11 protein-coding genes are annotated in these 11,156 nt (G+C 56.3%); 8 read left to right on the top strand and 3 right to left on the bottom strand.

Annotated elements, in window-relative coordinates:
- The 3 genes from WC184_10400 to WC184_10390 form a co-directional block, all read left to right on the top strand.
- On the top strand, positions 1 to 1,028 hold a 1,028-nt coding region (locus WC184_10400), incomplete at its 5' end, for an HNH endonuclease signature motif containing protein (protein ID MFA7478285.1).
- 60 nt (positions 1,029 to 1,088) lie between these two features.
- Positions 1,089 to 1,868, top strand: a complete 780-nt coding sequence (locus tag WC184_10395) for an enoyl-CoA hydratase-related protein (GenBank protein ID MFA7478284.1) — start codon at positions 1,089 to 1,091, stop codon at positions 1,866 to 1,868.
- A gap of 144 nt (positions 1,869 to 2,012) precedes the next feature.
- Positions 2,013 to 2,762: a rhomboid family intramembrane serine protease gene (locus tag WC184_10390; protein ID MFA7478283.1), complete on the top strand. Its 750-nt coding sequence runs from the start codon at positions 2,013 to 2,015 to the stop codon at positions 2,760 to 2,762.
- Positions 2,763 to 2,774: 12 nt separating this feature from the next.
- On the opposite strand, the gene WC184_10385 is transcribed toward WC184_10390, so the two are convergent.
- Entirely contained in the window at positions 2,775 to 3,602 is an 828-nt protein-coding gene (locus tag WC184_10385; GenBank protein MFA7478282.1) for a class I SAM-dependent methyltransferase, read from the bottom strand.
- A gap of 75 nt (positions 3,603 to 3,677) precedes the next feature.
- On the opposite strand from WC184_10385, the gene WC184_10380 reads away from it, so the two are divergent.
- From WC184_10380 to mnmA, 3 genes are all read left to right on the top strand, one after another.
- On the top strand, positions 3,678 to 4,268 hold the full coding sequence (locus WC184_10380; protein MFA7478281.1) for a Fe-Mn family superoxide dismutase: 591 nt from the start codon (positions 3,678 to 3,680) through the stop codon (positions 4,266 to 4,268).
- 119 nt (positions 4,269 to 4,387) lie between these two features.
- The gene (locus tag WC184_10375; protein ID MFA7478280.1) at positions 4,388 to 5,596 is read left to right on the top strand and encodes a cysteine desulfurase family protein; all 1,209 of its coding nucleotides are present in this window, start codon (positions 4,388 to 4,390) and stop codon (positions 5,594 to 5,596) included.
- Positions 5,593 to 6,621, top strand: coding sequence for a tRNA 2-thiouridine(34) synthase MnmA (mnmA, locus tag WC184_10370; GenBank protein ID MFA7478279.1), 1,029 nt, complete (start codon positions 5,593 to 5,595; stop codon positions 6,619 to 6,621). The genes WC184_10375 and mnmA overlap by 4 nt, the downstream gene beginning before the upstream one ends.
- Before the next feature lie 2 nt (positions 6,622 to 6,623).
- On the opposite strand, the gene WC184_10365 is transcribed toward mnmA, so the two are convergent.
- Positions 6,624 to 7,493, bottom strand: coding sequence for a hypothetical protein (locus tag WC184_10365; GenBank protein ID MFA7478278.1), 870 nt, complete (start codon positions 7,491 to 7,493; stop codon positions 6,624 to 6,626).
- A gap of 85 nt (positions 7,494 to 7,578) precedes the next feature.
- Between WC184_10365 and WC184_10360 the strand changes: the two genes are divergently transcribed.
- Both WC184_10360 and ligA read left to right on the top strand, forming a co-directional pair.
- A complete protein-coding gene (locus WC184_10360; GenBank protein ID MFA7478277.1) occupies positions 7,579 to 8,613 on the top strand; it encodes a hypothetical protein in 1,035 nt (344 codons plus the stop codon).
- Between the two features lie 11 nt (positions 8,614 to 8,624).
- Positions 8,625 to 10,679 (top strand): NAD-dependent DNA ligase LigA, encoded by a 2,055-nt coding sequence (gene ligA, locus WC184_10355; protein ID MFA7478276.1) that lies wholly within the window; start codon positions 8,625 to 8,627, stop codon positions 10,677 to 10,679.
- Positions 10,680 to 10,689: 10 nt separating this feature from the next.
- Here ligA and WC184_10350 read toward each other — a convergent pair whose 3' ends face one another.
- Positions 10,690 to 11,139, bottom strand: a complete 450-nt coding sequence (locus WC184_10350; GenBank protein MFA7478275.1) for a hypothetical protein — start codon at positions 11,137 to 11,139, stop codon at positions 10,690 to 10,692.
- Positions 11,140 to 11,156: the final 17 nt, after the last annotated feature.

Raw genomic sequence — 11,156 nt, 5'->3', positions numbered from 1 at the left:
TGTTTGGGGAAGCTGAAGCAATGTTGGTGGAACAAGCCAACAAGTTGGTGTTCGCCGATTTTGTTCGTTTGGTTGATCATTGGGTGAAAATCGCTGACCCAGCTGCAGCAGAAATCGCAGCGCAGAGATGTTTTGAGCGTCGTAGTGTGTTTTTGTCGTCGGGTTTTGACGGCACAGGGTTTTTGGATGTGCAGTTCGAACCTTTTGGTCATGAGCGGTTTAAAACCGTGTTGGAACGAATCGAACAAGAACTCTGGCAACAAGACTGGCACCAAGCCAAAGCCAAACACGGTGAAAACACCACCAACACCGATTTGGAACGTAGTCCAAGCCAACGCCGTTATGACGCGCTAATCGAAATGGCTAACCGTGCTGCGCATATCAGCCAGCCATGCCCTAAACACACCCGCACAACCAACGGTGTGACCCCTGGAAATGGTGATCAACTCCACGGCCACCACCCCAACAGCTTCAAGGACGGCCATCCCGACAGCTTTAACGGGAGCAGCAATGGTGGTGGTGAGATGGTTGACAACAGTGATGTTGTTTGTACCTGTGATGTGACGATGACTCGTTCTGGGCGGGCTCGGATAGCGCCGCTTATCACAGTGCATATCGACCATCAAACATTAACCGGGGCGATATGTGAGTTGGGTTCTGGTGCACAGATCACACCCGGACAGGTAGTCACATTGTTAGACGATGTGGATGTTTTAGTAGAACGGGCGGTGTTTAACAGTGAAAACCAGGTTATTGATCTTGGTCGACAAGTAAGGCTCTACACCGGAGCAGCGCGACGGGCGATCCAGATACGTGACCGGCACTGTCAATACCCAAACTGTCGGGTACCAGCCCAATACTGCGAAATTGACCACATCCAACCCTGGGAAACAGGCGGCCCCACCAACCACCAAAACGGTCAGTTGCTTTGCCCGGCTCATCACCGAACCAAACACAAATGGTATAAACCCAACCAACCCCACCCACCAGGCGAACACCCACCAGAACCACACCAAAAAGCCGGCTAACCGGTCGCAAAGCAGCATGCCCTATCTGACGTGATGGGCGACGGTCGCTACGGTATCTACATGTCTTCTACGAGCTTGGTACAACTGGACCGTGGTGAAAACGGCGTAGCGATCGTAACGCTGACCAATCCGAAGGTAAATGCCCTGTCGTCGGTGCTGCTAGCCGAGCTGGAAGCGGTGGCCAAAGATCTTACCGACAACGCTCCGGGCGCTGTTGTAATCACCGGAGGAGACCGCCTATTTGCGGCTGGGGCCGACATCTCTGAATTTGGTGGTCCGGAAGATGCCCGACGGATTGGTGGTGCCTTTCGCTCAGCCCTCGACGCAGTGGCGGCCATCCCACGTGCCACGATTGCCGCCGTTTCGGGCTTCGCCCTAGGCGGCGGCTGCGAACTCGCTTTGGCGTGCGACTTTCGTATCGCATCCACCAGAGCGGTATTCGGCCAACCCGAGATCTTGCTTGGCATAATCCCAGGTGGTGGTGGTACTCAAAGGCTGGCCCGTCTGGTTGGTCCGGCCAAGGCCAAGAACCTAATTTTCACCGGGCGACAAGTTAAAGCCGCCGAAGCGTTGGCTATGGGCTTAGCCGATGAGGTAGTCGAGCCCGACGAACTAATGCCCAGAGCTACCGAGCTAGCCGCCGAGCTTGCCGCTGGAGCGGTGGTTGCTCAAGCCCTGGCAAAACAAGCCATCGACCAAGGTCTTAGCACTGATCTAGCTACTGGCCTTGGTATCGAGCAGGACCTCTTTGAGCAGGTGTTTCGCACCGAAGATTCCCAGATCGGAGTGGACTCATTCCTCGAAAGTGGTCCCGGACATGCCAACTTTGTGGGCCGTTAGGTAACCACCCAGGTGAACCTACCGCCCACCTATTGCGCCTTTCACCCCGACCGCCGCGCCGGGGTGAGTTGCCAACGCTGCGGACGGCCCATCTGTCCCGACTGCATGCGCACCGCACCCGTTGGTTTCCACTGCCCAGAATGTGTGGCACAAAAAAATAATCGGGTATACACACGGGCCAACATCGCACAACTAAATGATCCGTTGGTGACCAAAGCCTTGGTTGCTATCAACCTGGCCATCTTCGTCCTTACCTTGACCGACGGCGGCGGCCGGGCGCCAGCTAGCGGCCTATTCCAAAAAGGGCGGCTTATTGCAGCGGGCATCACCCGCACCCAAGAGCTGATCGGCGTCGACTTTGGTGAGTGGTACCGCATCTTTACCAGCGGCTTCCTCCACGTCGATCTAATGCACGTTGGCTTCAACATGTATCTGCTCTATGTGCTGGGAACATCTATCGAACCAGCTCTAGGCCATTTACGTTTTGCCCTTCTCTACTTCACTTCGCTGGTCGCCGGCTCATTCGCGGTGCTTTGGCTAAGTCCACTAACGCCCACCGTAGGCGCTTCAGGTGCGGTGTTCGGACTGATGGCGGCCATGTTGGTTGCCCAACGAGCCGCAGGTATGAAGCCGTGGCAATCGAGCATCGGCATTCTGGTCGCCATCAACTTGGTGTTCACCTTCGTGCAACCCAACGTGTCTATCGGTGGTCACATTGGCGGTCTAATCGGCGGCGCAATTAGCGGTGCCATACTCGTCTACCTGCCATTACGCGCTACGCCAGAACACCGGACTCAAGCTCGAAACCTGGCCACAGGACTAGTAGCTGCACTGCTCATAGCCGGATTCATAGGGTCGATTTGGATAGCTGGCGATTGGGTCCAAAAGGTTTAATTAGCAAGCAGCTTAACCAGCAAGCACATAGCGAGAAACGTGCACGCCTGAATCGGCGGTAAATGGTTCGCCAGCCCAGCCAGCATGTCGCTCTGCCAGTATCAACCCGGCCTTCGCCGCCATCTCATCCAGCTGAGTTGGTGTCATATACCGAATTTCCCACGGCCGCAGTCGAATACCGGCTTCGGTGATTTCCACATGTTGTCCAAGCACGGTTTGTTTCACTAGATCGTGCTCAGTAGCGCTGAGTACTAGAGAATCCCTGGTAACTCGGGTAGGGGAAAGCTCACGCCGCAACATGCTTTCAGACCGAGGAACAGAGGACCCGGGAGTATCAGAGCCCAGCACATCAGGCACGAAAGCTTCCACCACGAAAGAACCATCGTCGGCCAGCACCCGAGCGACTCCTTGCAGGCACCGCAGTTGACGCTCTGGTGACGCCAGATTGAACAAAGTATTGAATGTGACGACCACTACGCCGAAGTGCTGCTTTCCAAGGTGCTGCTCAACCAACTCATCAACCACCGCCATGTCACCCAATAGTGAGCGAACCGTTGAAGAGTCAGCCTTGGCGGCCAGCAAATCGAGCATGGCTTGGCTTGAATCAACACCAGTAACCGCTAATCCCTTGCGCGCAATCGGCAACGCCACCCGACCGCTGCCAACGCCCAGTTCCAACACGTTTCGGCTGGTAGTTCCGGTGGCAATGGCATTGATATAACGGGCGGTCGCTGCAGCGTCGCTCACATTGGCATACCATTTGTCGTAGACATCGGCGAACGAGTGGCCATAATCAGGCTCCGGCAACGATAACGGGTTATTCGATAACGGGTTATTCACGCCACCTGGTCTCACTTGCTTACGATGCCGCTAGTCTCGCAATCATACAAATGGATAGAGGGAAAGGAACCCACTGTGGCTTTTGAACTGCCAGCACTACCGTTTGCGATCGATGCTCTTGCTTCTAAGGGCATGAGCGCAGAAACGCTTGAATATCATCACGGGAAGCACCACAAGGCCTATGTTGACAACCTAAACGGCCTTATCGCGGGCACCGAGAACGAGTCGAAGTCGCTCGAAGAGATCATCAAGGCAGCCCCCGAAGGCGGCTTGTTTAACAACGCCGCTCAAGTGTGGAACCACACCTTCTTCTGGAACTGCCTCAGCCCAACCGGTGGTGGCGAAGCCTCAGGTGAAGTCGGAGAGGCTCTCTCAAGCGCCTTCGGATCGGTGGAAAACTTCCGCAACGAGTTCACCGAAGCCGCCAAGACCCAATTTGGTTCTGGCTGGGCCTGGCTAGTGCACGACGGCAGCAAGCTGTCCGTCATGAAAACCGCCAATGCCGACTTGCCAATGAAGCACAGTGTTCAGGCACTGTTGACACTCGATGTGTGGGAGCACGCCTACTACATCGACTTCCGTAACGCTCGCCCCGGCTTCATCGATAACTTCTTTGATCAGCTGGTGAACTGGGACTTTGTGGCCCAGAACCTAAAAGCAGTGTAAAGACCCTCTACGCTTCTCTCGCTGGTGTGCTCGCAAACCACGCCAGCGAGAGTGCGTTTTGGTTGATTAAAGCCGGTTTTGGCCGTGTAGTTTATAGAAATACTCCCTAGCCTTAACTCGTGCCGTCTACCTACCCTGATCGCATATACCTAGATCACGCCGCCACCACACCGATGCGGCCTGAAGCGGTCGAGGCATTGTTGTTCCACACCCAGCACACGGCCGGAAATCCGTCGGGTTCACACTGGGCGGCTCGGGCTGCTCGCCAAGTAATTGATGAAGCGCGTGACACGATGGCTGAGCTGTTGGGAGTGCGACCGGGCGAGGTGAGCTTCACCAGTGGCGGTACCGAAGCCAATAATTTGGCGCTCTTTGGCGTCACCCAGGCCACCAAAGCGACTTTGGCCGTTAGCGCAATAGAGCACGCCGCGGTGCTTGAGCCCACCAAAGCACTAGGTGGCCATATTCTACCTGTCAATACGTTTGGCCAGGTAGACGTTATTGCTCTTGAACAGGTGCTTTGCCAGGCTAACGAGCAAGCAACACTCGGGGGACAAGCAACATTCGGGGGAAAGGCCATCGGCCTAGTTTCGACCATGTTGGTGAACAACGAAATCGGCTCGATTCACCCGCTAGAGCCAATTGCGCAAACCCTGATGGAATTCTCGAAGCACGAGAACGCCACGGCACCGATTTACCTCCACACTGACGCTGTGCAGGCCCCCAATTGGATTGATGTAGCCGCGGCTGCTCAAGCGGCCCACCTCATTTCCGTGAGTGCTCATAAGTTCGGTGGTCCTAAAGGAGTGGGTGCTATTGCTATCCGAGAAGGCACCCCCATTCGGGCCGTGACCTTAGGCGGTGGCCAAGAACGTGAGCGGCGCTCGGGCACCCAGAATGTGGCAGGCATTGCGGCCATGGCCGCCGCGGCCAAAGCAGTTATGGCCGAACGCGCTGAGTTGGTGGCACGTGTCGGAGTGTTGCGCGACAGGTTGGTCAGTGCGATTGAGGCCGAGCTTGATGGGGTCCATGAAACTCCGGTAGATCAACGAGCAGCAGGCTTTGCTCATCTATGTTTCGATGGAGTTGAATCAGAACCGTTGCTATTTTTGCTTGACCAAAAGGGTGTAGCCGCCTCGGCGGCCTCGTCGTGCGCCAGCGGAGCGCTAGAGCCATCGCACGTGCTAGAAGCAATTGGTATCGCGCCGAAATTAGCAAAAGGGTCACTACGATTGTCGCTTGGCCACACCACCACCGAAGCCGATATTAACGGTGCTGCGGCGGCCATTGTGGAAGCAGTTGAGCAGCTTCGAGGAAGTGCGTTATGAGAGTTATGGTAGCCATGTCGGGCGGGGTTGATTCGTCGGTCGCAGCGGCGATTCTGGCTGACCTCGACCACGAGGTGGTGGGGGTCACGCTGAAGTTATGGGGCGGTGAATCTGACACCGGATGTTGCTCGGTGGCCGACGTTGATGATGCTCGTCGAGTGGCGCAACAACTTGGCATAAACCACCAGGTGTTCAATTTTGGCGAAGAATTCAACACCCATGTGGTTGAACCATACATTGCTGCTCACCAGGCCGGATACACGCCTAACCCCTGTGTGGAATGCAACCGGCACCTTAAATTCGACAGTCTTTTGGAACGAGCTCAGACCCTTGGTTTTGACGCCGTGGCCACTGGACACCATGCCCGAGTGGTGCAACATGCTGATGGCACCAAGAGGGTGGCGCGTGGTGCTGATGCCGCCAAAGACCAGTCGTATGTGCTGCACATGTTGACCCAAGACCAACTAGCTCAAGTGATGTTTCCCTTGGGGGAGCGGACCAAAGACGAGGTTCGGGCGTTGGCCGGAAGCATGGGTCTTCGAACGGCCCAGAAACCTGATAGCCAGGATGTCTGTTTCATTACCCAAACCGCGGGTCGTGCTGGCTTCTTAGCGCAGCGAATGGATTTGCACCCTGGAACCGTGGTTGATGAAGATGGCAACGAAATTGGCGAGGTGCCAGCCATCGAGCTGGTGACTATCGGGCAACGTAAAGGTTTGGGCGTGGCCGGGTCGGACGATCGCCAATACGCTGTAGCGGTTGACGTGCCCAGGCGACGAGTCCGAATTGGTCGCGCCGAAGATCTTCTTACTACTACCGTGAGCCTTAGCAACCTGGCTTGGGTGGCAGATGTTGAACCCGAAACGGTCTTGGTGCAAACCTCAGCGCATGGAACGGCGGCCCCAGCCACCATGGTCGGGAACGAAGTCCACTGGCACGAGCCACGCCGTCGGGTAGCGCCAGGCCAGAGCGTAGTGATCTACCAGGGCGATGAGGTTATAGGCAGCGGCATCGCCTGCCCCTAAACCTAAACCGGAAAGCGGCGTTTCTTGGCTTCCGCCAGCACCGCACCTGGCCGAGTGGGCGTGAAGATCATGGTGTCGGTCTCAACTGGTGCTGGGGGTTCCCCAAATCTACGTACGGGCTCAAGCTTGGTTACCCCATGTAGCACTAGCTCTAAGGCCAATCCGGCTGCTCCTGCGGTCAAATCTTCACCTTCGGTGTCAAATGGTGCCGGACCCAAGCGGCGAATGGTCGAACGCTGAAACAGTTGTGCCGTTACCGCAGTGGGGTCGTGAATCACCATGCCCGCTGGCACAAACACCAACCAGCGCCTCGACAGCTGATGTAGGGAACGAACTGCCAGGTAGGTAGCAGGTAGACCAAGCGCTAAAAGCAACACTCCAAGCCACCAAACCTTGGCCGCCAACAACAACGGACCGGCCACCGCTCCGGCCACCGCAATGGCCCAAACCACATACAGGGGACCGAACAACAAAGCCGCTGGAATCCGTAGCGCGAAACGCCGCTCCGACCCGTAGGCAGAACCGTTCACAAACAGATCACCGGCCGTTGGTGCCATTACTGCCACGGTTGCCACACTGGCACCGAGCACGGCCATAATCGCCGCCACCGTTGAAGCCGTTTCAGCAGTTAGGGCCGCCCAAATTATTAGCACTAAGGCCGCCGGGGTTACGGTGCGCACGAAGGTTAAACCCACGGTACGTGGCACAAAGGTCGCCACCAAACCAAGGGTCCAAGCCACCCACAAAATAGCCGATAACAACCACACCACTGGCGTGGAGTGCGACTCGAAGGCGGCGTCTAAAATCGGGCCGAACACGACCGGTAACAGCAACCAAATCACTCGAAGTGGCCAGGGGCTATTTAAGTTCACACTGTTGAGATTTGCTCAGAAGGGTCGTTGCTGGCTAGTCCATTAGGTGGGGGATCGGTCACAAAGTGCCGGAAAGGAGCTAACAATGAATCTGCTGGAAGGAAGCGGAAACACATTGCTAGCTGGCCTTTCGCCAGGTTTAGACACCTCTATCGGTAGTCTTCCGCATACCGAAATTCACCGCGGCGTAGATTTTGTATTAGCGCGCCAAACCCAGCTTCCTGCCATGCCAACCCTTCCCAATCGCTCGCCGATGGAAGGCATGATTGCCCAGGCGGCTTGGGGCATTGCTGGTGTCACCATTGAAGCCGACGGCACACTTTGTATTGATCACGACCAGCTTGACCCAGAAGCACCCGTAGGCGACGCCGAATTACGGGGCGAACCGTTTCTGACCTGGCGACATTTCCTGCACGCGGTTGCGTTTCGTACCGAACCAATAAAGCTGCAACTTACTGGTCCGGTCACTTTGGCGACGGCGCTCACCAAGGCCGGAGTGGCACCAAACTTGGCTTTTAAGATTGCTGGCCGGGCGGTGGAAAGTCGTGCCGAAGCCTTGTTGAATCTGGCCGATGCGTTAGCACCACGAGCCGAGCGCCTGGTGTTTCTCGATGAGCCAAGCTTGGGTGGTTTGGTCTCGGAAGATTTCTTGTGGGACCGTGACGAAGCGGTCGATTTGGTTTCGGGTGCGTTGTTAACTTTAGAACGCCGTGCCACTACTGGCCTGCATTGTTGCGCTTACACCGATTGGAAATTGTTGTTGCAAGCCGGTCCCAAGGTGCTTTCCGTGCCTGTAGGCGGCGGGGTAGAAACCGCTGGCGAAAACCTGGGACGCTTCCTCGATGACGGCGGTTGGATCGCCTGGGGTGCCATTCCCACCGATGCTCCCATTGGGCTTGAACCAGGGCGATTGTGGAAGCAGCTTTCGATGTCATGGTGTCAGCTGGTGCAAAGCGGTTGCGATCCAATCCAGCTGCGGGCGCAGGCATTGGTAACACCGTCTTGTGGCTTGGCCCAGCATGGATTAAGCCAAGCCGACGCCGTGCTACGCCTAAACCGCCAAGTTGCCAGCCAGATTCATGAGCAGGCCATTGGAGTGCGTTTGGCAATTGGTGCCTAGCATTTAGGCCTATGGAGCTGGAAGAAGCTAGGGAAGAAGCGATTGTTCTTCGGGAAACGATTGCTCATCACAACCGTCTTTACTATCAACATGACGCCCCTGAAATCCCCGATGCTGAATACGATCTTTTAGTCCGCCGTCTGGCCGAGCTGGAAGAAGAGTTTCCCAGCTTGCGCGACGCTTCTTCACCAACCCAACAGGTGGGCGCTCCAGCTTCGGCCACTTTCGCGCCGGTAGTTCATACGAGCCGGATGATGTCGCTCGATAACGCCATGGGCTTGGCGGAGCTACAAGCTTGGGGTCATCGCACCGAACGACGTGTCGCGGCCCTGGATAACCCCTCAACGAAGCCGCTGCGTTATGTATGTGAGCTCAAAATCGATGGCCTGGCCATCTCAGTCACTTACCGTGATGGAATCTTCACGCAGGGCGCGACCCGAGGCGATGGTCGAGTAGGGGAAGACGTCACCGAAAACCTGCGGGGCGTGGACGGAATTCCCGAGCGTCTAAGCCGTGATGCGCCGAGCTTGGTGGAGGTGCGTGGTGAGGTTTATATGGCCAAGGCCACCTTTGAGGAGCTAAACCGCCACCAAGAAGCGAGCGGAGGTCCGCTATATGTGAATCCGCGCAACACCGCCGCTGGTTCTTTACGTCAAAAAGATGCTGCTATTGCCGCGAGTCGCGGCTTGAAGTTTTGGGCTTATCAACTGGGTGAAATTGAGGGTGGCCCCAGCTTCGTAAGCCATCAAGAAACCCTAGAGTTCGCGGCTGCTAACGGTTTCCCGGTGAACGACAACATTCGGGCCATGACAAGCTTCGACGAGGTGATGGAGTTCTGTCGTTACTGGGAAGAACATCGTCACGACCTGCCCTATGAGATCGACGGTGTAGTAGTAAAACTCGATGATTTGGCTTTGCGAGAACAGTTCGGTTTCACTGCCAAAGCACCCCGTTGGGCCATAGCCTTTAAGTTTCCACCCGAGGAACGCACTACCAAACTCTTGGACATAGAGGTTTCTATCGGCCGAACCGGTAAAGCCACCCCTTTCGCCCGTTTAGAACCTGTTTTTGTGGGGGGTAGCACCGTTGGCTTGGCCACCCTACACAACCAAATCCAAGTGGCGGCTAAAGACGTTCGGGTGGGTGACACGGTGGTCGTCCGTAAAGCGGGCGACATTATCCCCGAGGTGGTGGGCCCGGTGCTTTCCATGCGGGAACCTGGGGCCCAACCATGGCAATTCCCTAGCCATTGTCCGGTTTGTGGTGGGCCGTTGGTTCGTTTAGAAGGTGAAGGCCACCATTTTTGTATTAACGAAACATGCCCAGCCCGGACCAATGCTCATATTGAATATTTCGCCTCTCGCGGGGCCATGGACATTGAGGGTTTGGGGGAATCTCGGGTGGCGCTGTTCGCCGCCGCCGGGCTTTTAAACGACATCAGCGACATTTATTCGCTCGATTTCGACACCATTGCCAGTTGGGAAGGCTTCAAAGAAACTTCGGTTGAAAACCTGCGACGGGCGATTGAAGCGTCGAAAACCCGTCCGTTGGCCAACCTGTTGGTGGGGCTCAACATCCGGCATTTGGGTCCGGGTGGAGCCCGAGCAATAGTGGGCGAGTTCGGCACTATCGACGCCATCGCAAACGCTTCGGCCGAAGAATTAGGCCAAATAGAAGGTATTGGCCCGGTGATTGCACAAAGCGTGGCCAATTGGTTTCGCTTGGATTCGAACCGGGCATTAATCGAGCGGCTTCGTGCCGCTGGCTTGAACTTTGGGGAATCGGAAACAACCTCCGAAGGAGCTGACGAGCCCCAAACGTTGGCTGGTTTAACCGTGGTCGTGACCGGCACGCTCGGCGGATTCAGCCGCAGTGAAGTTGAAGATGCAATTGTGAGCCGGGGCGGCAAGTCACCCGGTTCCGTGTCGAAACGCACCACGGCGCTGGTGGTCGGTGATTCGCCCGGTGCTTCAAAGGTTACCAAGGCTGAATCGCTTGGAATTCCGATTATCGACGAAGCCGCCTTTGTGAAGCTGCTAGAAACCGGCGAGCTACCCGAAAGCTAAACCGCTAACCCTATGCGGCGGTGAAACACCAGGTCACCACCGATGATTGGTTCGGGCCCACCGATGCTTTCCAGAACGTTGCGGTGGCGCAATTCAGTCCGCTAGCCAGCGTTTCTACGGCTCTGCCGGATGCTGGCTGGAATAAGAACTGGCCTTGACCTCGGTCGCCGGAAAGCTGGGCATCGGGAATAGCGACACCGTTCAAGGTGAGCTGGGCCAGATAGCCGTCGGTTAAGTCGATGCCTACGTTTGATTGTCGCAGCACGTCGGCCTGGTTGGCCGGGATGAGCGACTCGATAGCTGGGTGGCGTTCGGTGGCCGAGCTAGTGGAGCGCTGGCCGCTCTGGCTGGCGAAATACATAATGCCAAAGGCGATGGCTAGCAGCACCGCATAGATGATTCGACGCGGCATGGTGCGGTCGAGAAGCGCAAGTGGAGAGGCAAGAGGAGAGGAAGACACGCCTCAATGATAGTGTC

It is taken from the genome of Acidimicrobiia bacterium (assembly GCA_041676705.1).
Taxonomy (GTDB): Bacteria; Actinomycetota; Acidimicrobiia; order Acidimicrobiales; family SKKL01; genus Actinomarinicola.
This window is presented reverse-complemented; position numbering and strand designations above follow the sequence as displayed.

Bases quoted from the DNA above. Each gene is read 5' to 3' on its own strand.
- WC184_10395 (MFA7478284.1), top strand. From the start codon at position 1,089: ATGTCTTCTACGAGCTTGGTACAACTGGACCGTGGTGAAAACGGCGTA.
- mnmA (MFA7478279.1), top strand. From the start codon at position 5,593: ATGAGAGTTATGGTAGCCATGTCGGGCGGGGTTGATTCGTCGGTCGCA.
- WC184_10360 (MFA7478277.1), top strand. From the start codon at position 7,579: ATGAATCTGCTGGAAGGAAGCGGAAACACATTGCTAGCTGGCCTTTCG.
- ligA (MFA7478276.1), top strand. From the start codon at position 8,625: ATGGAGCTGGAAGAAGCTAGGGAAGAAGCGATTGTTCTTCGGGAAACG.